The sequence below is a fragment of the Photobacterium sp. WH24 genome (assembly GCF_019204055.1).
GTDB classification, from domain to species: Bacteria; Pseudomonadota; Gammaproteobacteria; order Enterobacterales; family Vibrionaceae; genus Photobacterium; species Photobacterium arenosum.
The window spans coordinates 29,001-50,195 of sequence record NZ_JAGSOZ010000010.1; the positions used below are offsets into that span (position 1 = coordinate 29,001).

The window sequence follows — 21,195 nt, forward strand, 5'->3', positions numbered from 1 at the left end:
AGCAACAAAAAACGACGCAATGCGCCGTTTCATCTCTGCGGTCATTGCTTGAACTTAACTTTCCATATCACGCAATTGATTCAGATACTTAATCCAGCTTTGTGAAGCCTTTGACGATTGTAAATTATCTGCTTTCTTCGCATGCACAATCGCCTGTTCAAGGTTTTGTAATTTGTAATAGGCGCGCACTTTAGCCAGCTCAATATCCGCTTGCTTACCTTTGATCTGTAATTTATCCAGTTCATTGAGCGCAAGTTGATAGTGGCCTTCCTGTAATAAAAGCGTCGAAAGCTGCCAGCGATACTGCGCATCTAACTCAACGACTTTTCGCCACGTTTCTATCGCCTGCTCCCACTCTTTCGCCATTTGCCAGTAGGTTGCCTGAGAAATCAATAAATCAAGATTACTGTCGCTGTTTTCCAATGAAGCAAAAATGCGAGCAGCTTTCTCAGGAATCCCCTCCTGGGCGTAAAGCTGGCCCAGAGTTTTCAGATCCTGCTGAGATAAGGCGACTCCCTGGCGTTTTGCCAACGCTAACGTTTCAATCGCCTGTTTTCTTCTCTCCAACCGCATTTCAATGCCCGCCAGTTGTCGCCACCACACGACTTTTTGCGGCTCCAGTGTAATAAGGCTATTTAAGGTTGGGAGCGCTGACTTATACTGCTGGAGCTGTAACTGAGCACCCAACTTTAGTGATAAGGGTTGCACTTCTTTTTGTTTATGAACACGCTCATACTGCTGAATAGCTGACAGCACCGAACGCCATTCTTCAAGCTGATAATTGGCCTGGGCGATTCTCAGCCAGAGCTCATCGGCTTTTTCAGTTGCGGGAATCGACTTACTGAGTTGATAGTAATAGTTGAGTGCTTTTTGATATTGCGCCTGGGATAACAATATATCGGCCAGCATACGTTGTGTGGATCTCAGATACTCGTCATCAAGCTGCCCGCTTTCAATGGCCTGAGCCAACCGCTGAATAGATAAAGCCGGCTTGCCGTCCTGCCAGTAATACACACCCAGCATACGGTTAACAAACGCTTTATCATAGGCACGGGAAATATCCATCTCCCTGAGCAAGACAATGGCTGCACTGACCTTGTCTTCCAATTGAAGCTTCTGTGCCTGCTGCACTTTGCCGGCGGTATACTGAGACAGTTGTGCCGACAGCGCGACAGGCGCAAACAAGATCGCCACTATAAAAGCTAATGTTTTCATCACTTACTCAGATTAAATTCCACTTTTACTTGCTGACCATGCTGGGATAGCGCTTTACCACCTTCAATCTTTGGTTGGTATTTCCAATTCTTTAAAGCACGTATCGCTTCACGGTCAAATACACGATTAGGCTGCGCGTCAACAATCTTGATATCTGTTGGCCTGCCTTGCGGGTCAATCGTAAACGACAGCACCACATACCCTTCAATGCTTCTTTTTAAAGCCCGGGCAGGATATTTGGGCTCAACGCGATAGAGCGGCATGGCCTGCTGATCCCGTCCCACATCTGAAACGGCCGGCAAGCTGATTGCCAGGCCTTTCACGGAAGCATCCATAGCAATTGATGGCATAGTAGGTGAAACCAAAGGCGTCACGGCGCTTGCCTGGGCACTTTTCGGTATGGCCTGCGGTGGCGGCTCAGGTGTTTCCGGTTTCTCAGGTACTGTGCGTTGCCGACGCTGCGCTTCACGCTCCTGCTCAACCATCACCATGTTAAACGCCAGCGATTCTTTTGCTTCCGGCAACTGACGGTTACCGTCATCAACCATCCAGGCCATAAAAGTAAACAAGCCACCCGTAATCAGCAGTGCTAACGGAGCAGCTACTATGAGCCTGAACATCAGCGCTTCTCCGCCGCCAAGGCAATATTTTTGACTCCGGCGCCTTTGGCTGCATCCATGACTTTTACCACAGTACCACTGTAGGCGTGCTCATCAGCCTGAATAACCAGAGAGGCATCAGGCTGATCGAGCAGCAAGGTTTCCAGTGTTGCCTGTACGCGTTCAACATCCACAACACGCTTATCGATATACACATCGTTTGCCGAAGTAATCGCCACAAAGATGCCTGCATCTTTCTGACTGACCACATTGCTGGCTTGGGGACGATTCACTTCAACGCCGGACTCACGAACAAAAGAGCTGGTCACGATGAAAAAAATCAACATGATAAACACGATATCCAGCATAGAAGTCAGATCAATCTGGGCTTCTTCCCGAGCGACGGATGGGCGACTTAACCTCATCGTTGACTCCTCATCAATTTTTCTAGTTTTTGCTCTCGCATCTTGCACGCTTTTGCAAGACGGGCATGAATAAACATGCCTGCCAGTGCGGCAACCATACCCGCCATTGTTGGCAATGTAGCGAGCGAGATACCCGAAGCCATCAGTTTTGGCTGGCTGCTGCCCTGGTTGTCCATGACATCAAATACTGAGATCATTCCGGTCACTGTTCCCAGCAGTCCCAGCATCGGACAAATAGCCACCAGGACTTTAATCACATTCAGATTCTGAGATAAGGCAAGATGCGCTTCACTGAGCCAGCCGGATCGTATGGCATGAGCATACCAGGAGGTTTGATCTTCTCTGGCGTACCACATTGCCAGCCACCGCTGCTTTTGCTTGGGATAAGTGAACACCAGATACAGCAGACGCTCAGCGACCAGCAACCAGGAGAACAACACCACAACGGCAAGCCACCACAGTATTTGTCCTCCCTGTTGCATGAACTGCTGCAGGGAGATCCACCAGGTTTCGGCAAATTCGCTACTGAACAGTGTCACATCCATTACGCAGTGCTTCCTGTTTTCTCAGCTTCTGCTGCGACAAGACTGATCCCCTGCTTCTCAAGAATGCTTCGGATCGCATCTGCCTGCGCACTCAGCAGATTATGTGCAAGCAGTAAAGGCATTGCTGATACCAGGCCCAATACGGTTGTCACCAGTGCCATGGATATCCCTCCCGCCATCACTTTAGGATCGCCATTACCAAACTGAGTAATCACCTGGAAGGTTTCAATCATACCGGTGACTGTTCCTAGCAGGCCCAGCATAGGTGCCAGCGCCGCGAGAAGTTTCAGCATGGATAAACCACGTTCCAGCCCCTGCTGTTCATCGACAATGGTTTCCAGTAATCGCAATTCCAAGGCTTCAACAGAGCGTTTTTGATCGGTGTCGTAAACACTCAGAACACGACCAAGCGGATTGTTGCCCGGGTTTTCTGGTTTCTTCAGCTGGGCATTAATTTGCTGGCGGATCCAGATCAACTTGCAGCCACGGTACAGAGCGATGATGATGCCGATCGCCAACAGTCCAAGAATAATTTTACCCACCACCCCGCCCTGGGAGAGGCGTTCTGTCAAGGAGGGGGCATGCGCCAACTGCTCCAGCATTTTGCCGCGAGACGGGTCAACAATAGCCATTTGCAAACCTGCTTGCTGTAACGACGCTATCTGACTGGCTACCGGGCCATTTTCTGGCTGCTTCAAATACGGTGTCGCCACTTGGCGAATGCCATTCCAGGCCAGATAACCCTGTTCACCAATCAAACCAATGCTGCCAAGACGGTAAGCATCCACAGTGGATTGATACCCTTCTCCATTGATATAAGAGACAGAGACTTTGCGCATTTCCGAGCTGGCCAAGATTTGCTCGTTCATTCCCTGCCACAGCCCGTTCAGCTGCTTAAGCGAAGGCAGTGCCTTAGCGTCAACGATATCGTTTACAACAGCGGTATACTGATGACGATCAGCGCTGGTGACTGACGTTTCCAGCTCCGCTTGCAAGTCTTTGGCCGTCTGGCGAACCACGCCAAACAATTCGCCCAAACTGCCAGACTCAAGCCTTAACTCTTCTTCCAGTTGAGCCAGCGATTTTTCATTTGTACTAAAAGTGCTGCTCAGGTTATCAATCTCTGTATTCAGCGATTCACGCGTTGCCAACAGCGCATCTTTTTGTGCACGTATTTCTGCTTCTGTTTGCTTAAACCCAGCTTCGCGGGTTTGATTGTGGGCTTGCTCGGATTTTTGTTCCTGCCGGGTCTTTTCCACCAGGCCATCAACAGCCAGTACGGAAGTCGACACTGAAAACAGGGTAAGCGCGAGTGCTAACGTTTTAAGTTTCATATCAGTTAGCCTCCAGATTGACAGATACAGGAAGAGAGATCAGACCGGGAGCGATTTGTTTCGACGCCATTGCAAAGGCTTTATCCAACTCAGTACCAGCCTGAGGCTCTAATGATTGCCATTGATGAGCACCGTCATTCCAGGCCCAGTAGCGCTGACCGTCGAGGCTACGCGCCACAAAAGCCACACGCCCGAGATACAGCAGATCGGCTTCAATATTTTCCGTGGTACTCAGGGCCAATTTACCCTGATAGACACCGAGTTTAGTACCGTAGTCCATTTCAATCTGGTAAGCCTCCAAAATACGACGATACTTTTCGGCATCACTGATATCGGCCTGAGCCATCATGAACTCCAGTTTGGCAATCCGTGCCAACCGTTGATCACGTTTGATAGGTTTGTCATCTTCAACCACAGATTTCAGACCATCTATCATCTTATACATCAATGGCACTACACCCTGGCGAGTTTCTTTAATGCCTGAAATCTGTTCACTTAAGCTGCTTTTTTCTGATTCCTGACTATCAACCAAGCGAGCCAGATGATCCCGATAGACAAGGAGGTTTTTCACTTCTTCCTGAAGGGCTTCAATTTCAGCCTTCATTGAAAGCGTTGCATCTGCACTTTTATCAATCTTATTCTGGCTTTGTTCGGCAGACTGATTGATTTTGCTCTCAATATTGCGGGCCGCATCGAGTGTACTGGCCCCCGCATTTATGCTCAGGCCGAGTGCAATCACGGCCAGACTGGATTTCATCATGTTCATCTTGGAGCAGTTACCTTAAGTATCTGTTCAAAAAGCAAGCCATTGAGCCAACTTCCCATAACTAGTCAATTACGCATTAAGCTGAGTGACTGGTCACACATCTTAGTTGAAAACAAATCTCATTTAAACTATAAAATCCGGAAATTTTGCTTCCGCTAAGCCCATAGCAGCACGGATCAGATCAAGCCGAATCATGCATTAAAGACAATCCGAATCGAAGACAGTGACCTGAAGAAACGAGGAAGATATAATGCGCCGGATTATCAGTTATTCGGAAAGTAAAGTGTCCAATCTCTCCATTGAATCGATTCAACAACAACTGTCTGACTTAGGCTTCCGCCCGGAAGGGATCAGAATCGTGACGGTTTCAGCAATGACCTCAGAGTTATTAGAAACTTGCACAACCCAAGAAAACGAATGTTTTTATAACTCTTACATGAATGTCATTTATGGTAAGGGAGAGCGCTACGTGCTTGGATTTCGCTGTGAAGATCCAATCGTTGATCATGCGATCATTCGCTCAGGGGATCTGTATTTCGACCCAACGTTACAGGCAAACGGCAACTTCACTTCCTATCAGTTTGCGATACTCACTGAGTTCACTGTCTTCGACATGATGAACCATGCAAAGTCTAATAAAGACTTTCCGCCAGATGTTGACTATCTCTTCAGTAAAGCAAGCAAGTTCAAAAACGTTATCGCTGCCAAATAGTATAACGGGTTGGCCTGCTCTGGTGCCTTTCCCTCTTCAGTGAATATTCAGTAAAACTTTGAGCTAATGCTCAAAGTTTTATTATTCACCTGACTTTTTAACGTTAATCCATGAGATTTTGTGCGTTGTGTGGCATAAATGTGCTTTGTGGCTCAGTTTATCTGCATCTGCGTATAGGCTAGTTTTTAGATATTTATCAACAGTTAACGATTAATAGGAAGGAATAAAGCATGAAGCCTTTGGTTTACAGTCTGATCGGTTTGTCCCTGGCTGGATGTAGCAAGGGCGTACTGGTATCTATTCCTGAAAACTTACAATCTACCGAATTGCCGGATACCGGTTTCTTAGTAGGTAGCATTGGCGCATCAACTATCTGGCCGTCTACAGGTGAAAACTTAAAAACAACACTGTATTTTAGTCGAGCCGACACAGAGCAAGATATCACTGTTTCTAACAACAATGATTCCAGTGATTTTCGCAGCCCCACGACGACAAGCTCTTTATTTTCTGTCCCCCTGCCGTCAGGAAACTATCTGCTACATACAATTACCTTTATTGGCACTGACGGCCGAAAAACTATCCATACCCAAACCGATAAACGACTGGACTTAACGTTTTCTATCCAGCCAGGTGAAGTCACTTACCTGGGTGAGTTTATTGCCAGCAGTAAAGTGTCCAGAAGTTCACTCTGGAACACTGATTATCCCAACGGAAGGGGTTATCTTACGCATAGCTATGCAATAGAAAGAGACCGTCACTTTTTCTACGAGCGTCACCCTGAACTCTCCGGAAAGCATTTCAACACTGTGACTTTAAAAGTAAGCCATTCTCAGCTCTTAAAATTTCAGCCGCAGTCCGGGCCAGAAAGCTAAACCTTACTTGTAACCTCTTTCCTTTTTAAACAATTATTACCTTTAAATACAATATGTTACTTGCAGCCCTTTGCTCATATTCAGGACAAAAAATTACCACAAAAAAACCACATTGAATGCTTGACATTGTCCAAGACGATACAGGTTCTGGGGTCCGGCCATTTCCCACAGAGTTATGCACAGCTTTTGTGGATAACGATTCGAGATTTAAACATCAAGCGTTTACAGTGTGTACTTTCAAAGCAAACTGGTACAAAAAGGCCAGACGTCGTGTCTGGCCTTCGTGTTCATTATCCGCAATTGGGTTTATTCAATTGCTGAGCATTCTGCATCTTCAATGCTCAAATTCGAGTTCAGACCAAATTGATCAAGATACTGCACTGCTGTTGGGTAGAAACCGGCATTGATTGCATCTTCAATACTGCTTAAATCAATTTTATATGTTTTCAGGCCAATCTCTGTAAGCTCAGTGGGAAGGCAACTGGATGTATCGCCTTCTTTAAAGCAAACTCCCGATGTTTCCGGAATTTTTGCGCAGCCTGAATCAGTCACAGATCCAACAGCATTGACCAGATCATCACGAGTGCCAAAAGGTGCATTCGCAGGTAAATCTACATTGAGATCTTGCAGTTCTGCCCATGTGTGGTAACCATCAGGTACACCGGTCAGGTTGGTCGTGCTGGCACTATGAATCGTAAAGACTTCGACCTTGCCCTCGACCAAATTTTCAATTGTTTCTTCATCACAGCCGGCCAGGGCCAGTAATGAGCATAAAAGTACTGCTGCTCTTGTCATTTTATTATCCTTTGTCGTATCAGGTTGTTGCCGGGAGAGTATCTTCTACAGATGAGCGGAAATCCACTTCTAATCGCGAAACTGATAGCTGGCTGCCATTTTTACAAGGCGATTGATTTGTTACCTGAATGGATTTAAATGTTACCTGTAAGTTGTCGCTTTTATTAACCGCATCTTGCTAGTACCATAGTGAAATGGCTGTCTAATACATTTCGCCAAACGTCAGAGTCGTTATATATCTCCGAATATCATGATGATTTTGCCGAAAGTTTGTACCATTTTATGTGCCAGCATGATTACTCTGTTGAATGAATCTCTTATCAGTTTGATACAAGCGAGTAATATTTTATGGCGCGCAATAACCACTCATCACACTGATATTTCAACTGCCAGAAATGCCCTGCCGAAACAGTCAATAGCTCCCGCTCCGCTTGAAATAAAATCTCCATCACGAATAGCTGTTTAATTTATGTACAAAAAGTATGCTTTATTAGGCATTGCTGCCAGTTTTACTATCTTTTTTTGAATTAACCACTATTGATATTTTTATCTGTCAGATCTTATGGTTAGGCTAGAAATTGTTTATTTCGCTCATCAAAAAAAGGAACCTAAGATGATAAAAACGTCAGTATTAGCACTTGCATTGTCAGCTGTATTTGCTGCACCTGCGATGGCTATTCCTGCTGCAGACCTGGACCAGCTTGGCCAGGGATTGGATGTGACTTACACCGTTTTGGATAACACTCAGGATGACTGGGTCACTTTCCGCGCTAAAATCGATTTCACAAACCAGAGCAGTAAAACATTGCCAGCGACAGGTTGGTCAATTTACTTCAGCCATATCCGTATGGTTGAAAGTGTCTTAACCGACCAGGTGAAAATCAGCCATGTCAATGGTGATATGTTTAAGATCGAGCCAACCGCAAACTTTGTGCCTCTGGCGCCTGGACAATCGCTTGCCATTGAGTTTGACGCTGCAAACTGGCAGGTAGCAAAAACTGACGTTATGCCGAACTGGTATTTTGTGTCTGAAGATCAGGGACAGAACATCACATCACTGATCACCAGCACCAGTAACCGTGTTAATGGTCTGGTACCCACCAAGCCATCAGAAGAACTCCCATTCGTGGCTGATTTTTCAACGCCACAGCAATGGAAACGTTATGGAAGTGCTGCCATAACCGACTTTTACGATCCTTTTACCGCACAAGACAGATACCAGCGTAATGCTGATCTCAATGTCATCAACAATGCCAGCGGCGTTATTCCTACTCCAGCCGAACTGACGCTTGGCACCGGTAATGTCACACTGGACTCGACCTGGGTTATCGTCTATGGCAATGGTTATGAAGATCAGGCTATGTTCCTGGCTAGTCAGTTAGGTGTAACTGCAGTACCCTGGTCGCCCACGACGCAAAAACGTATCAATATGGGCTGGAGCCAGATCAACATCAATGGCGTGCAAAAATGGGAAGAGGCTTACAGCCTTAACGTCGACGCCGCGAACGAGATCATCACCATAGGGGCGGCGGATGCAGCAGGTGCACTGTATGCTTCCCAGTCTTTATTGCAATTAGTCGACGGTAATAAAGTCCCTGAGGTGCAGATTACTGATGCGCCTCGTTTTGCTTACCGTGGTTTTTCCGTTGATGCCGTCCGAAATTTCCGTACTAAAGATGCGATTATTCAGTTGCTCGATCAAATGGCCGCATTCAAACTGAACAAACTCCATCTGCGTCTGGCTGACGACGAAGGCTGGCGCATAGAAATTGCAGGCCTGCCTGAACTGACAGATGTTGGCGCAACACGCTGCCATGATCCGGAAGAGAAAGCCTGTATTTTACCTTTCCTGGGTGCCGGTCCGGATGGTTCACCTGAATCCAACGGCTATTACACTGCCACGGACTATCAGGACATTCTTAGCCATGCCGCAGCCCTGAATATTGAAGTCGTGCCTGAGATCGACATTCCCGGCCATGCACACGCCGCAATCAAGGCGATGGAAGCCCGCTATGATCACTACGCGGCTCAGGGGAACATGGCAGAAGCGAACAAATACCTCCTGACCGACTTTAACGATACCACTCAGTATCTGTCGGTTCAGATGTTCACAGACAACGCCATCAATGTGTGTATGGAATCGTCTTATAACTTTGTTGATGCAGTGGTTAGCGGCCTCGTCAGCCTGCATCAGGGAGTTCAGCCACTCAAAACGTTCCATTTCGGCGGTGACGAGATTGCAGGAGCATGGATTAACTCCCCGGCCTGTCAGGATTTCATTGCCAATAATACTGATGGAGTCAACAGCGTATCGGATCTGAGCCGTTACTTTGTCGAACGTATTTCTGTGATAACTGCCAACTATGGTCTGGATATGGCTGGCTGGGAAGACGGGCTGATGCACGATGGTCAGGTTTATCCTCGCTCACAAATGGCAAACAACCAGCTTTGGGGTAACGCATGGCAGAATATCTGGGAATGGGGTGTCGCGGATCGCGCATATAATCTGGCCAATAACGACTATAAGGTCGTCTATAACCATGCAACCCACCTGTACTTTGACCACCCGTATGAGCCCGATCCAAACGAGCGCGGCTACTACTGGGCACCACGTTTTACCGACACTCGTAAAACCTTTGGTTTCATGCCTGACGACGTCTTCGCCAATGCTGACTTCACTCGCGCTGGTGCACCAATCACCAAAGCAGAAGTGGTTGCTTCGGCGGGTGTGAAAAAGCTGCTCAAGCCTGAGAATGTTCTGGGCCTTCAGGGATCGCTCTGGGCCGAAACAGTCCGTACCGAAGACCAGTTTGAAGGAATGATCTTCCCTCGCGTGCTGGGTTTGGCTGAACGCGCATGGCACACTGCGACATGGGAAGCTAATGACAACGCAGGCATTGCACTGGATGAAACCGGACGCAACGCCGATTACAACCATTTCGCCAACCTGCTGGGCCAGAAAGTGCTGCCTAAACTGGAGCAAGCTGGTATCGCGTTTAACCTGCCGGTTCCAGGCGGTGTTATTGAGAATGGTGTACTTCAAGCTAATTCGACTTTCCCGGGTCTGACTATTGAGTACTCTACAGATCAAGGCACGAGCTGGCAGTCGTACGACCATCTCAACCCACCCGCTGTCGCGGCAGGTGCCCAACTGAGAACCGTTTCAGGTCAGCGAACCAGCCGGGTAACAACGGTTAACTAAGACCATACAACCGACACACAGAGCTCCTTCGGGAGCTCTGTTTCATTTCAATGCTGACGATCTGGCTCTAATCTTATTCTGACCATACCGCCAGTTCATTACCGCTTGGTTCAGTGAAGTGAAAACGCCTGCCGCCCGGAAAAGAAAAAACAGGTTTCACAATCACCCCACCCGCAGCGATCACAGCCTGTTCGGTGGCTTCTAAATTATCGCTGTAAATAACAATCAGCGCGGCACCTTTCTCAACCTGAGAAGACAATGGCGCGGCATAAAATCCCCCATCCAGCCCCTGTTCTGAAAATGCGGCGTATTCATCACCATAATCCATGAATGACCAGCCAAAAACGCGCTCAAAAAATGCCTTTGTATTGGGTATATGACTGGCTGGAAATTCAACATAGTTGATTTGATGGTGCTTTTTCACTGGCTTTGCTCCTTTATAGCTGATTTCAATATACATAATCTACAACGAAATCTTAGCTGAGTTTGCATCGGTCAACTCGCTTGTCATCAAATTGGTGTAATTCTTTTGCTTTCTGAGAAACAACAAGGTTAGAATGACCAGCGCGAAAAAGTGCTTAAATGTATAGCTTCAGCACATCGCATCAGATTTAGAGATACGTTAGTCGGGGAGCCGTAAGGCTGAGACCACACTGTGGGACCCGTTGAACCTGATCCAGTTAATACTGGCGTAGGGAACTAGCAGAATTGCCTGTCACCTTCTCATCCTGACCAGGATGCTCGCGAAGTGAAATCCGGCGACTGTTCGTCACCCCTGCGTAATCAAGCGAAGATTTTGATAGCAAGGGATGCCGATGAACACGTCCACAATAACCAAACTTTCTCAGTCAGATAATCCTGCACGTACTCCAATTACACTGACCATTGCCGGTTCAGACAGCGGTGGCGGAGCGGGCATTCAGGCAGACATTAAAGCGATTTCAGCAACAGGTGGCTATGCCTGTTCCGTCATTACTGCGCTGACGGCGCAAAATACACTGGGTGTATCCGGCATCTTTCCTGTCAGTCCAGCGTTCGTTGAACAGCAATTGGATGCCGTTTTCAGTGATCTCGACATCCGGGCCGTCAAAATAGGTATGCTGAGCGATGCTGGCATCATTCGGGCAGTCGCAAACAAACTTCGCCAGTACCAGCCTGAATTTATCGTTCTGGATCCTGTCATGGTGGCCACCAGCGGGGATCTTTTACTGGAAGAAGACGCTATCAGCACACTGAAAAATGAACTGATACCTTTAGCCACTCTGATAACCCCCAACCTCCCAGAAGCCGTCACACTCACCCGATCGACAGGCCGGCATATCAACACATCAGCCCTGCAGCATACCGATAAAGAACTGCTTATCGAGCAGCTCAAAACCATCAGCAGCAATGCTGTATTGCTGAAAGGCGGACACTGGGAACAGGACTCATTCAGTACCGATTATTTGATCACAACCAGTGACACCGTCACTATCTCAGCCAAGCGCATCGCGACCCGAAACACCCATGGAACAGGGTGCACTTTATCCGCCGCTATCGCCTCCTACCTCGCACAAGGCTGCCCCCTCTCTGAAGCCGTCCATAAAGGTAAAGAGTACCTAACCCAAGCACTGTGCCATGCCGATCAGCTCAGCATTGGTCAGGGACATGGGCCAGTCCATCACTTCTACGCACTTCATCCGTCAAGGAATAAATGATGAATACAGCGAAGCCCTCACCTGACACTCAGCCTCATTGCCTGGGTGTCAGGGTAAAACAGCTGACATTGTCTTTTTCAGGTCAAACTGCCCCTTTATTCAGTCAGCTGGATTTAACACTTCAGGCCGGAGAATGGCATTGTATTCTTGGGCGGAGTGGCTGCGGTAAAACCACACTACTGCGGCTTCTCGCCGATCTGTTACCTCAAGATGTGGCATGGCAGGGCGAACTCTTCACATCGGATGCCCGGAGTATGAGTGATCGCGTCGCCTATATGGCGCAACAGGATCTGCTGCTGCCCTGGTTAAATGTACTCGATAATGTCTGCTTCAGTTTCAGGCTTAAACAAGGTAAAGCCAGTGAAGCCGTGCAGGAGCGTGCAATCCAGCTTCTCCAGCAGGTCGGGTTAGGTGAAAAGCTGCACGCCCGTCCATCACAACTGTCAGGGGGAATGCGACAACGCGTCGCGCTTGTACGCACCTTAATTCAGGACAAGCCACTGGTTCTAATGGATGAGCCGTTTTCCGCCCTGGACGCCGTGACAAGATATAAACTCCAGGATCTCGCCGCTGAGTTGCTGGCTCAGCGTACTGTGCTGCTTATTACCCATGACCCTCAGGAAGCACTAAGGCTGGGTCATCACCTCTTTTTAATGCAAGGCAAACCGGGCCGGTTAACGCGCTTGTCCGTTCCCGAAGGCACACCGCCGAGAGCAATCAATGCAGAGTTGGCTGTAAAACAACAGGCCATTATCGAGCAACTTTCCGGTCTGGGTGAGCGCTATGTCTAAAGAACTCGCAGAGAAACCTGCTGTAGCAATGATGAATATCCGCCCCTTTTTTCATCATTCCCTGAGCCGTCTGGCAATCAGCTCTGTGTTTCTGATCGGTTTCTGGCAAGGTATTGTCAGCCTGTTTCAGCTTCCCGGCTTTATTCTTCCTGAACCGCTCGCCGTATTTCGCAAATTAATTCAGCGCCATGATGTTCTGCTCAGCCATGCCAGTGTCACTATCAGCGAAATTATCCTGGGGTTAGCTTTCGGGCTTGGCATTGGTCTTGTCTGCGCGCTATTGATGCTTCTTTTTAATCCGGTTAAACGCTGGCTGTTACCTCTGCTGATCGCCAGTCAGGCCATTCCCGTTTTTGCTATCGCCCCTATTCTTATGCTCTGGCTGGGCTATGGCATTGCATCCAAAGTGGTGATGGCGGCCATTATTATTTTCTTTCCGGTTACAACTTGTTGTTACGACGGCTTGCGACACACACCTCAGGGCTACTTAGATCTCGCGAAAACAATGAATGCCACAACATGGCAAATGTTGTGGCATATCAGGCTGCCGGCGGCTCTGCCTGCCCTGGCATCGGGTATACGGGTTGCCGTGGTGGTTGCCCCCATTGGCGCTGTTGTCGGTGAATGGGTTGGCGCCAGCGAAGGACTCGGCTACCTGATGCTGCAAGCCAACGCCCGCATGATGATTGATGAAATGTTTGCCGCCTTGCTGATTTTAGCCGGGCTCTCTGTGTCGCTGTATTTTGCGACAGATTACCTGCTTAAACGCGCTATCCCCTGGCTGCCAGAGAATGGCCAGTCACAATAAATTTCGCATTAGATAAGGAAAAAATTAATGACCAACTTACCTGCCCGAAGTGCAATTGCGCTCGCCATTGCCAGTTTTGCCAGCCAGGCTCAGGCAAAAGAAATGACCTTAATGCTGGACTGGTTTGTCAACCCGAATCACGGCCCTATCATTATTGCGCAAAAAAACGGTTTGTTTGAAGAGCAAGGTTTAAACATTAAGATTCAGGAACCCGCAGACCCTTCCATGCCGGCCAAACTGGTCGCAGCAGGAAAAGTGGATTTGGCGATATCTTACCAAACCAGCCTGACGATTGATGTGGCTGCAGGGCTGCCGCTAATCAGAGCGTCAACGTTAATCGCAACGCCGCTGAACACTTTGATGGTACTTGATAATAACAAGATCAATACCATGGCTGATTTGAAAGGGAAAACGATTGGTATCGCCATTGCCGGTAATGAAGAGGCAACCGTCGGCACTATGCTGAAAACAGCAGGCGTCAACTTCACTGACGTTAAAATCGTTAACGTCGGATGGGCACTTTCCTCATCGCTCGCCTCCGGTAAAGTTGACGCTATATGGGGCGGATTACGCAATTTTGAATCTAACCAGCTGGCACTGGAAGGATATAAAGCCAAATCTTTCTTCCCGGAAGAACATGGTGTACCTCCCTACGACGAACTGGTGGTGGTTGCCAATAAAAACCAGTACAACGCAGAAGATCTGAAAAAGTTTAATCTCGCCATAGAGAAAGCCACACAATATCTCATCAACCACCCTGATAAAGCCTGGAAAACTTTCATTTCCTATTCTCCTGACACACTGAATAACGAGTTAAACAAACTGGCCTGGCGCGATACGTTACCTCGCTTTGCTCTCCGCCCTGCTGCCGTGGATCAGGAGCGCTACAACCAGTTCTCCGCGTTTATGTATAAACACAAAATTATCGACAATGCACCGGCAGCAAAAGACTTTGTGCCCGCCTTTTGATTCAGCCTTTACCCGGACTTATTGACAGGGATGGAATAACAGATGAAATATCAAGATTTAATTCAAGCCTGCCAGGATGACTGGCAAGCATACACTCACCACCACTTCGTGGCACAACTGGCACAAGGGTCGTTAGATTCGGCGGCCTATTTACATTATTTGAAACAGGACTTCCTGTTCCTGAAACATTATGCCCGTGCTTATGCCCTTGCCATTTATAAAGCAACGACACTGGAAGAAATGCGCCGTCCTCTGCCCAGTTTACAGGCGCTTATCGGCAGTGAAATGCATCACCATGTGACCTATTGCCAGCAGTGGGGGTTAACTGAGTCTGACATGGAAGCCGAAGCTGAAGATGTAGGAACAGTGGCCTACACACGGTATGTATTAGACACAGGTATGGCCGGTGATCTTACAGATTTATTTACTGCGCTGGCCCCGTGCGCGATCGGCTATGCCATGATTGGCGAAAGGCTGATACAAGATCCAGACACCCGTATTCAGGACAACCCATACGCCAGCTGGATTCAGTTATATGGTGGCGATAGCTTCCAGCAAGATGTGCAAACCAGTATCCGGCACCTGAACAACCTGCTTGAGCCAGTACCACTGTCAAGTCCTCGAGGCCAGCAACTCATCAACATTTTCCGAACGGCCACCCGGATGGAAATTGCTTTCTGGCAACAAGGTCTGGACGCCGTCTAACTCAGTTTGTGGAAGGGATTGGTATCGATCCCTTTTTCATGCACTCGTGTGAAGGATATTCGGTTTCACGACAATTTCTCTTTTAAATTCAGATTACAAGACGGCTGGATTCACAGATCTGGCCTATCTTGTATACATGCTTTGTTTCCGTGAACACACTATTTGCAGGGCAGCAGCATGGCAGCAGAAAGTAAGCAAGTCGCAGTCATCGGACTAGGCCGGTTTGGTATGGCGCTTTGCTATGAACTCAATCAGCAAGGTGCTGAAGTTCTGGCTATCGACATTAATGAAGATCTCGTGCGTAAAGCCGCTGATCATGTCACTCAAGCTATCGTCGCCGATTGCTCTAATGAAGATACAGTTTCTGAGCTCAAACTGGATGATTACGATATCGCTATGGTGGCTATTGGAGATAACGTTAACGCCAGTATTCTGACGACTCTGATTTTGAAAGAATCTGGCGTTAAGCTGGTTTGGGTCAAAGCGAAAGACAGGTATCACGCAAAAATTCTGCATAAGATTGGCGCAGACCGTGTCGTTATGCCGGAAACAGAAATGGGGCAACGCATTGCCCGTATAATGCTTGATACCCGTATTTTCCATTACCTCGAACTGGGCAGCGGACTGGCCATTGCCGAAGTTGTGGTGCTAACCACTATGATGGGACATCCGCTTTCTTCCCACCCCTGCTGCCAGGGACAACACACTCACCTTTTGGCATTAAAACGAGGACCAGAACTTCGCCCTCAGCCTGAGAAAGACACCAGAATGGAAATCGGCGATATTCTGATCATCGCTGGTCCTGAATCAGAACTCAGCGAATTGTTTAAACGCATATGAAGGGCTTTGCTGGCAAAGGCGGGATATTTCACCTTAAAACACCGCATAAGCAATCACCCTGGTCTGAACCTAGAATAATTATTGTCAGCTTTCTTTCAATCCTGCTGCCTGCCTCGGTATTGCTGACATTACCCCTCTTTTCTCAGACAGGATTAAGTTTTGTCGATGCGCTGTTTACCGCAACGTCAGCCATCAGTGTCACAGGGTTAGGCGTTGTCGATACCGGTACGCATTTCACGCACAGTGGAAAAGTGCTGCTGATGATTCTGATGCAGATCGGGGGACTGGGACAGATGACCTTGTCAGCCGTGTTGCTTTACCTGTTCGGCGCGCGACTCAGTCTCAAACAGCAAGCTGTCACTAAAGGCGCTTTAGGACAAGAAAGCTCGATCAATATTCGTCGTCTGGTCATCCTCATCATACTTTTTACGTTAGTTGCTGAAACGGTAGGAACCCTCATTCTGGCTATCAGATGGGTGCCTGAATTTGGTTGGTCCGAAGGGCTTTTTACTGCTGTATTTCATACCATTTCTGCATTTAACAATGCCGGCTTTTCACTGTTTCCTGACAGCATGACAAGGTATCAGAACGATACCCTGCTTCTGATGACTGTCTCTCTGCTGTTTATCTGTGGTGGCCTGGGTTTCACTGTGGTTGCTGACTTGTTCAGGTGGTCAAAAACACGACATCACAAGCTGCGTTTGCATTCTAAACTCATGCTGGTTGCGACCCCGACTCTGCTTTTGTCCGGTACAATGTTGTTCTGGCTACTTGAAAAGAATAATCCCGCCACACTGGGTCACTTACCAACCGGTTTGCAGTGGATGAATGCATTCTTCCAGTCAGCAACCGCCAGAACAGCCGGATTTAACTCTGTGGACATCTCGCACTTTTCGCAACCAGCACTTTTGGTCATGATGGCCTTGATGTTGATTGGCGCCGGGTCGACATCAACAGGCGGGGGGATCAAAGTATCCACTTTCGTCGTGGCTATAGTGGCGACGATCACCTTTCTGCGTCAGCAGAACAATGTTGTACTGTTTAAACGAACAATTGCCTGGAGCACAGTACTCAAATGCCTGGCGATCATTGTTGTCAGCGGCTTAATACTCATACTTGCCATGTTTTTACTAATGCTGACTGAGAAGGCTTCCTTTGATCGGGTAATGTTTGAAACAATTTCTGCTTTCTCAACCGCGGGGTTAAGCGCAGGACTGAGCGGATCACTGTCGGAACCGGGGAAGGTCATTATGGTTGTTGTGATGATAACTGGCCGTATCGGTCCGCTTACGCTGGCTTATCTGCTTGCAAGACCGACGACAACACAACTGAAATACCCGGAAGATAACGTCTATGCGGGTTAATGGTATTTGTTACCTGCCTGATTCTGCAATGTCAGCAGACCAAGCAGCACACTGACGCCGTTATCAACCAGCTCATACTGACGGGCTTTCCCCAATACACGGATACCCTGCATTTGCATCACCAGAAAATGGCTGAATTGCTTCGCATCTGTGCTCATGCTCCATTCGCCCTGTTCCTGCGCGTTTTGAATAGCAGTCTGAAACCGCCCGGCCAGTGTATTGAACAAGACTCCGCCCGTTGCCAGTACAGTCTCATCGCAGTGCGCACGTTCGAGTAAGGCATTTTGCATAAAGCAACCGCAAGTCTGCTCGCGCTGCAATGACGCAAACCGCTTCAGGTAAGCCACAATGTCCTCATACCCTGCATTTTCATGCAGCAGTTTATGAAGTGGAGGAAATGACACTTTCTTCAGGTAATATTCTAATGCTTCACTGAATAAACTCGCTTTATCTGTATAAGTGTTGTAGAGACTGAACCGGTTAATTCCCAGACACTCAACCAGATCCGATACGGATGTATCCGCATAGCCTTTCAGCCAAAAAAGCTCCATGGCCTGAATAAGCTTCTCTTCTCTATCAAAATTTTTGGTCCTAGCCATCTTCTTATCTCTCAGGGTGCTATTTTTGTACTGTCACACTTGACGTAAAGCACTTCAATAACTTAGATTCTATTCTAACTGATCATTCCGTTAAAGGAAAAACCATGAAAATCTATGAACTAGCCCCATCCCCAAGTGCTCGCCGTGTCAGTATTTTCCTTGCGGAAATGGGCATTGACGTTGAACGGATTTCAATTGATATTCGCGGCGGTGAAAACTTATCGGACGCTTTTCAGGCTAAGAGTCAGAATGGACTGATACCTGTTCTTGAACTCGATGACGGCACCACGATTAGCGAGTCCGTCGCCATTTGCCGGTACTTCGATGAAACTCATCCCAGCGAAAATTCATTGTTTGGCAATACCCCGCTGGAAAAAGCGCAAGTGGAAATGTGGCAAAGAATCGTGGAATTGAAGGGCTTGTTTGTTGCCCTGCAAGCTTTCAGAAATATTACCGGCGTCTACAAGGACAGAGAGACCTGTGTGGAATCATGGGGAGAGGTATCACGTCAGCGGTTAATCGCATTTCTGCCTGTACTGGATAAACGGCTGTCTGAGTCGGCGTTTGTTGCCGGAGAGAGATTTTCCATTGCCGACATTACGGCATTCGTTATGTGTCACTTCATGGAAAAATTACATATTACCGTGGATGGTTCCCTACCGCACATACAGGCCTGGTTGCAGGCAGTGAGCCAGCGGCCTTCTGTGAGCCAGCAATAAGAGACGGTTATCATTGGGCTTTCTGCCGCCAGCACAACTAACGTACAAGTCAGCATCACTTGGAAAGAGTTGAAATCGACGTATGAGAACGTACCTGTTCTTATGCCGAGCAATGAGTGGCGAAGTGCCACTCATTGCTCGTCAGCAGGTTCATTCCCCGCGCTGCCACCACTGCGGTACTATTGTACAGTTGGCTGTTTCACTCGACAGCCAGCAGAGCTCACCTTCGATGGTTAGCTGGAGCTGCATGGTTCGTTCTACCATGCCTTCCAGGCATTCGAGTACGTCATCTTCAATGAAAACCACGGATACATTTTTTAATTGGGCCGCCTTGGATTTCATCGACTGCCACCAGACAGGGGCAGCGTTATCACCATAAGCGTAAATCACAACCTGATCTGCTTTCTGCGAGGCACGGCGAAGCCTTTTTTCATCAGGCAACCCGAGTTCGAGCCAAAGCTCAATGCCGTCATGCAGGTTTTTTACCCATAGATCGGGTTCATCTGTGTCACATAAGCCTTTTGTAAAAACCAACGCCTCATCGGCATGTAAACCCCACGCCACTAAACGCAGCATTAAGCGTTGCAACGTTTCTGAAGGATGGCAGGCCAGCGTATGCGAACCGTCGAGATAACGACCCCGATCGAGATCGGCGACATTGATATGTGCTTTGTAAATGGTGGCTTTCAGAGCCATATTTGGGCTTCTCAGTAAAAATCAAAATGAAATATTCAGTATCGCAATGCTGCAAAGCGTTGATTCATCGCTTCAAGGGCATTGGCAACCTGTTGACATTCCAATGTTACACGTTCATCAGAGAATTCACTAAACCCATTTACATAATATTCTTGCGAATTGGCCAGTTTCGATTGCCAGGCAATCAAATCGACTTTAGGTAGTTGCTTTTTCACTACTAATCGCCCGGCCTGAATATATTCTAAGGCAAGGCGGGAATATTCAATGTATTGATGATTAACCTGCGTTCGCGTTTGTTCCATGCTCCGAGTGCATGCTTGCAACACTGCGTCTTTTAACATAAAAGTCGTGTACAAATTGATTAAACGTTGTGCATTTTCGCTCAGTGGCTGGCCAGGTACCGGATGTGCGGTAATACCTGCCGCATAGGAAGGAACAGTAATGGTTGCCGTCAGCAGGCTGACGCCCAGCAATCTATGATAAATCCATGATGATTTCACGAAAATCCCCTACTTCTACGCAATGACAATAATCTCGGCACGCTCTTTTAATCAGAGCGCACCAACAAAGTAGTCGGGGAATAGCTCAGCAATGGCGATTTTTTCAGCAGCCAGCGCCTCTTTCGTCGATTTAGGCAATTGCTTTATTTTATATTCAAGCTGCATCGCATTGCGTTTATCCCCAACCCGTGAGTACCAGGCAAGTGTCAAGGGGCCTTTTCCTTTAAGGAAACGCGCCCCTTTCTTACCGGATTGGTGTTCGGAGTAACGACGGAAAACATCCGTCGTTACTCCACAATATAGGCGATTACAGCGTGTACGTATTAAATAGACAGACCAGATTGGTGCAGGATCACGCTTATTCACATAACTCTCTGATTTTATCTTTCAGTGCTGATACTTCTTCTCTCAATGCGACAACTTCGCTCTCCAGCAACGCTAGCCTGTCTTCTACAACATCACTGTATGAACTGTCCGACACATGATCAACGCTGTCTGCGACATCGGAAGAGACACCCACAAAGTCATCACCACTAAACAGGTGCATGTATCGGCTATCGCGCTTCCCGGCTTCACGTGGCAACCTGTGTACAAAAGGCCCTTTACCACCTTCAGCCAGCGCAGTAAGCACATTCTCAGCTTCCTTCACATCAGCAAAGTGGCATAAGCGATTAGTGCGGGTGCGAATTTCTCCTGCCGTCTGCGGACCTCTCAACAGCAACACACAGATAATGCCCTTTTCTTGTTCAGAGAACTGCAGTGTGCTGAATTCAGTATTGCAAAATCGGTGCTGGTATTTAGCCACACGGCTGCCAAACCCTGTTATTTCCTGAATTAAACGCTTTGATTTCAGACTCTCAAGCGTGTCCATGACCACTGCTTCATCAAGCGACATGACAGGGTCACGATTGCTTTTTTGATTGCAGGCAGTCGTAAGCGCATTCAGGGTTAATGGATACTGATCCGGTGTTGTGACTTCTTTTTCCAGCAGACAGCCAATCACTCGGGCTTCAATGTGGGTAAGAGACATATCCATACTTTT

23 protein-coding genes, 1 pseudogene and 1 riboswitch are annotated in these 21,195 nt (G+C 47.8%); of the genes and pseudogenes, 11 read left to right on the forward strand and 13 right to left on the reverse strand.

The window, feature by feature from the left end:
• Positions 1 to 54: 54 nt before the first annotated feature.
• Genes KCG43_RS13155 through KCG43_RS13180 form a run of 6 tightly spaced genes read right to left on the reverse strand, consistent with a single transcriptional unit; the run spans position 55 to position 4,884 of the window.
• Positions 55 to 1,215: a lipopolysaccharide assembly protein LapB gene (locus tag KCG43_RS13155; protein ID WP_192013885.1), complete on the reverse strand. Its 1,161-nt coding sequence runs from the start codon at positions 1,213 to 1,215 to the stop codon at positions 55 to 57.
• The gene (locus KCG43_RS13160) at positions 1,215 to 1,835 is read right to left on the reverse strand and encodes an energy transducer TonB (protein WP_218385476.1); all 621 of its coding nucleotides are present in this window, start codon (positions 1,833 to 1,835) and stop codon (positions 1,215 to 1,217) included. Before KCG43_RS13160 ends, KCG43_RS13155 begins: the two co-directional genes overlap by 1 nt.
• Positions 1,835 to 2,239 carry a biopolymer transporter ExbD gene (locus KCG43_RS13165; protein WP_027251132.1) on the reverse strand — a complete coding sequence of 135 codons (405 nt, stop codon included), beginning with the start codon at positions 2,237 to 2,239 and terminating at the stop codon, positions 1,835 to 1,837. Before KCG43_RS13165 ends, KCG43_RS13160 begins: the two co-directional genes overlap by 1 nt.
• Entirely contained in the window at positions 2,236 to 2,784 is a 549-nt protein-coding gene (locus KCG43_RS13170) for a MotA/TolQ/ExbB proton channel family protein (RefSeq protein WP_218385478.1), read from the reverse strand. The genes KCG43_RS13165 and KCG43_RS13170 overlap by 4 nt, the downstream gene beginning before the upstream one ends.
• Entirely contained in the window at positions 2,784 to 4,118 is a 1,335-nt protein-coding gene (locus tag KCG43_RS13175; RefSeq protein ID WP_218385481.1) for a MotA/TolQ/ExbB proton channel family protein, read from the reverse strand. Before KCG43_RS13175 ends, KCG43_RS13170 begins: the two co-directional genes overlap by 1 nt.
• Before the next feature lies 1 nt (position 4,119).
• On the reverse strand, positions 4,120 to 4,884 hold the full coding sequence (locus KCG43_RS13180; protein ID WP_192013893.1) for a DUF3450 domain-containing protein: 765 nt from the start codon (positions 4,882 to 4,884) through the stop codon (positions 4,120 to 4,122).
• A 250-nt stretch (positions 4,885 to 5,134) separates the two neighbouring features.
• Between KCG43_RS13180 and KCG43_RS13185 the strand changes: the two genes are divergently transcribed.
• Both KCG43_RS13185 and KCG43_RS13190 read left to right on the forward strand, forming a co-directional pair.
• On the forward strand, positions 5,135 to 5,596 hold the full coding sequence (locus tag KCG43_RS13185) for a hypothetical protein (RefSeq protein WP_225444991.1): 462 nt from the start codon (positions 5,135 to 5,137) through the stop codon (positions 5,594 to 5,596).
• A gap of 230 nt (positions 5,597 to 5,826) precedes the next feature.
• Positions 5,827 to 6,468 (forward strand): hypothetical protein, encoded by a 642-nt coding sequence (locus tag KCG43_RS13190; protein ID WP_218385483.1) that lies wholly within the window; start codon positions 5,827 to 5,829, stop codon positions 6,466 to 6,468.
• 306 nt (positions 6,469 to 6,774) lie between these two features.
• Here KCG43_RS13190 and KCG43_RS13195 read toward each other — a convergent pair whose 3' ends face one another.
• The gene (locus KCG43_RS13195; protein ID WP_192013897.1) at positions 6,775 to 7,263 is read right to left on the reverse strand and encodes a hypothetical protein; all 489 of its coding nucleotides are present in this window, start codon (positions 7,261 to 7,263) and stop codon (positions 6,775 to 6,777) included.
• Between the two features lie 613 nt (positions 7,264 to 7,876).
• Here KCG43_RS13195 and KCG43_RS13200 point away from each other — a divergent pair.
• Positions 7,877 to 10,465 carry a family 20 glycosylhydrolase gene (locus KCG43_RS13200; RefSeq protein ID WP_218385485.1) on the forward strand — a complete coding sequence of 863 codons (2,589 nt, stop codon included), beginning with the start codon at positions 7,877 to 7,879 and terminating at the stop codon, positions 10,463 to 10,465.
• A gap of 73 nt (positions 10,466 to 10,538) precedes the next feature.
• Here KCG43_RS13200 and KCG43_RS13205 read toward each other — a convergent pair whose 3' ends face one another.
• Positions 10,539 to 10,889 carry a VOC family protein gene (locus tag KCG43_RS13205; RefSeq protein ID WP_192013901.1) on the reverse strand — a complete coding sequence of 117 codons (351 nt, stop codon included), beginning with the start codon at positions 10,887 to 10,889 and terminating at the stop codon, positions 10,539 to 10,541.
• 193 nt (positions 10,890 to 11,082) lie between these two features.
• A riboswitch (TPP riboswitch) is annotated at positions 11,083 to 11,180 on the forward strand.
• 100 nt (positions 11,181 to 11,280) lie between these two features.
• Between KCG43_RS13205 and thiD the strand changes: the two genes are divergently transcribed.
• The 7 genes and pseudogenes from thiD (at position 11,281) to KCG43_RS13240 (ending at position 17,639) form a co-directional block, all read left to right on the forward strand.
• A complete protein-coding gene (gene thiD / locus KCG43_RS13210; protein WP_218385487.1) occupies positions 11,281 to 12,162 on the forward strand; it encodes a bifunctional hydroxymethylpyrimidine kinase/phosphomethylpyrimidine kinase in 882 nt (293 codons plus the stop codon).
• Entirely contained in the window at positions 12,162 to 12,953 is a 792-nt protein-coding gene (locus KCG43_RS13215; protein WP_192014530.1) for an ABC transporter ATP-binding protein, read from the forward strand. The genes thiD and KCG43_RS13215 overlap by 1 nt, the downstream gene beginning before the upstream one ends.
• 61 nt (positions 12,954 to 13,014) lie before the next feature.
• Positions 13,015 to 13,761, forward strand: a pseudogene (locus tag KCG43_RS13220) (ABC transporter permease); the annotation flags it as partial.
• A 27-nt stretch (positions 13,762 to 13,788) separates the two neighbouring features.
• Complete coding sequence (locus KCG43_RS13225; protein ID WP_192013907.1) at positions 13,789 to 14,730, forward strand: ABC transporter substrate-binding protein; 942 nt, start codon at positions 13,789 to 13,791, stop codon at positions 14,728 to 14,730.
• A gap of 42 nt (positions 14,731 to 14,772) precedes the next feature.
• Positions 14,773 to 15,435, forward strand: coding sequence for a thiaminase II (gene tenA, locus KCG43_RS13230; RefSeq protein WP_218385491.1), 663 nt, complete (start codon positions 14,773 to 14,775; stop codon positions 15,433 to 15,435).
• Positions 15,436 to 15,612: 177 nt separating this feature from the next.
• Complete coding sequence (locus KCG43_RS13235) at positions 15,613 to 16,275, forward strand: TrkA family potassium uptake protein (RefSeq protein ID WP_192013911.1); 663 nt, start codon at positions 15,613 to 15,615, stop codon at positions 16,273 to 16,275.
• Positions 16,272 to 17,639, forward strand: a complete 1,368-nt coding sequence (locus KCG43_RS13240) for a TrkH family potassium uptake protein (RefSeq protein ID WP_218385493.1) — start codon at positions 16,272 to 16,274, stop codon at positions 17,637 to 17,639. The genes KCG43_RS13235 and KCG43_RS13240 overlap by 4 nt, the downstream gene beginning before the upstream one ends.
• Here the strand turns inward: KCG43_RS13240 and KCG43_RS13245 are convergent.
• Positions 17,636 to 18,238, reverse strand: coding sequence for a TetR/AcrR family transcriptional regulator (locus KCG43_RS13245; RefSeq protein ID WP_218385495.1), 603 nt, complete (start codon positions 18,236 to 18,238; stop codon positions 17,636 to 17,638). The genes KCG43_RS13240 and KCG43_RS13245 overlap by 4 nt on opposite strands.
• Before the next feature lie 104 nt (positions 18,239 to 18,342).
• On the opposite strand from KCG43_RS13245, the gene KCG43_RS13250 reads away from it, so the two are divergent.
• Positions 18,343 to 18,957, forward strand: coding sequence for a glutathione S-transferase family protein (locus KCG43_RS13250; RefSeq protein ID WP_218385497.1), 615 nt, complete (start codon positions 18,343 to 18,345; stop codon positions 18,955 to 18,957).
• Between the two features lie 150 nt (positions 18,958 to 19,107).
• On the opposite strand, the gene KCG43_RS13255 is transcribed toward KCG43_RS13250, so the two are convergent.
• Genes KCG43_RS13255 through KCG43_RS13270 form a run of 4 tightly spaced genes read right to left on the reverse strand, consistent with a single transcriptional unit; the run spans position 19,108 to position 21,189 of the window.
• Positions 19,108 to 19,653, reverse strand: a complete 546-nt coding sequence (locus KCG43_RS13255; RefSeq protein ID WP_218385499.1) for a YaeQ family protein — start codon at positions 19,651 to 19,653, stop codon at positions 19,108 to 19,110.
• Positions 19,654 to 19,688: 35 nt separating this feature from the next.
• Positions 19,689 to 20,153, reverse strand: a complete 465-nt coding sequence (locus KCG43_RS13260) for a hypothetical protein (protein ID WP_192013923.1) — start codon at positions 20,151 to 20,153, stop codon at positions 19,689 to 19,691.
• A gap of 51 nt (positions 20,154 to 20,204) precedes the next feature.
• Positions 20,205 to 20,519 carry a GIY-YIG nuclease family protein gene (locus KCG43_RS13265; protein ID WP_218385502.1) on the reverse strand — a complete coding sequence of 105 codons (315 nt, stop codon included), beginning with the start codon at positions 20,517 to 20,519 and terminating at the stop codon, positions 20,205 to 20,207.
• The gene (locus tag KCG43_RS13270) at positions 20,512 to 21,189 is read right to left on the reverse strand and encodes a YceH family protein (RefSeq protein ID WP_218385504.1); all 678 of its coding nucleotides are present in this window, start codon (positions 21,187 to 21,189) and stop codon (positions 20,512 to 20,514) included. The genes KCG43_RS13265 and KCG43_RS13270 overlap by 8 nt, the downstream gene beginning before the upstream one ends.
• Between the last annotated feature and the right edge of the window lie 6 nt (positions 21,190 to 21,195).

Coding starts and splice junctions, on each gene's coding strand:
- KCG43_RS13155 (WP_192013885.1), bottom strand. CDS start 1,215: ATGAAAACATTAGCTTTTATAGTGGCGATCTTGTTTGCGCCTGTCGCG.
- KCG43_RS13160 (WP_218385476.1), bottom strand. CDS start 1,835: ATGTTCAGGCTCATAGTAGCTGCTCCGTTAGCACTGCTGATTACGGGT.
- KCG43_RS13165 (WP_027251132.1), bottom strand. CDS start 2,239: ATGAGGTTAAGTCGCCCATCCGTCGCTCGGGAAGAAGCCCAGATTGAT.
- KCG43_RS13170 (WP_218385478.1), bottom strand. CDS start 2,784: ATGGATGTGACACTGTTCAGTAGCGAATTTGCCGAAACCTGGTGGATC.
- KCG43_RS13175 (WP_218385481.1), bottom strand. CDS start 4,118: ATGAAACTTAAAACGTTAGCACTCGCGCTTACCCTGTTTTCAGTGTCG.
- KCG43_RS13180 (WP_192013893.1), bottom strand. CDS start 4,884: ATGAACATGATGAAATCCAGTCTGGCCGTGATTGCACTCGGCCTGAGC.
- KCG43_RS13185 (WP_225444991.1), top strand. CDS start 5,135: ATGCGCCGGATTATCAGTTATTCGGAAAGTAAAGTGTCCAATCTCTCC.
- KCG43_RS13190 (WP_218385483.1), top strand. CDS start 5,827: ATGAAGCCTTTGGTTTACAGTCTGATCGGTTTGTCCCTGGCTGGATGT.
- KCG43_RS13195 (WP_192013897.1), bottom strand. CDS start 7,263: ATGACAAGAGCAGCAGTACTTTTATGCTCATTACTGGCCCTGGCCGGC.
- KCG43_RS13200 (WP_218385485.1), top strand. CDS start 7,877: ATGATAAAAACGTCAGTATTAGCACTTGCATTGTCAGCTGTATTTGCT.
- thiD (WP_218385487.1), top strand. CDS start 11,281: ATGAACACGTCCACAATAACCAAACTTTCTCAGTCAGATAATCCTGCA.
- KCG43_RS13215 (WP_192014530.1), top strand. CDS start 12,162: ATGAATACAGCGAAGCCCTCACCTGACACTCAGCCTCATTGCCTGGGT.
- KCG43_RS13225 (WP_192013907.1), top strand. CDS start 13,789: ATGACCAACTTACCTGCCCGAAGTGCAATTGCGCTCGCCATTGCCAGT.
- tenA (WP_218385491.1), top strand. CDS start 14,773: ATGAAATATCAAGATTTAATTCAAGCCTGCCAGGATGACTGGCAAGCA.
- KCG43_RS13235 (WP_192013911.1), top strand. CDS start 15,613: ATGGCAGCAGAAAGTAAGCAAGTCGCAGTCATCGGACTAGGCCGGTTT.
- KCG43_RS13240 (WP_218385493.1), top strand. CDS start 16,272: ATGAAGGGCTTTGCTGGCAAAGGCGGGATATTTCACCTTAAAACACCG.
- KCG43_RS13245 (WP_218385495.1), bottom strand. CDS start 18,238: ATGGCTAGGACCAAAAATTTTGATAGAGAAGAGAAGCTTATTCAGGCC.
- KCG43_RS13250 (WP_218385497.1), top strand. CDS start 18,343: ATGAAAATCTATGAACTAGCCCCATCCCCAAGTGCTCGCCGTGTCAGT.
- KCG43_RS13255 (WP_218385499.1), bottom strand. CDS start 19,653: ATGGCTCTGAAAGCCACCATTTACAAAGCACATATCAATGTCGCCGAT.
- KCG43_RS13270 (WP_218385504.1), bottom strand. CDS start 21,189: ATGGATATGTCTCTTACCCACATTGAAGCCCGAGTGATTGGCTGTCTG.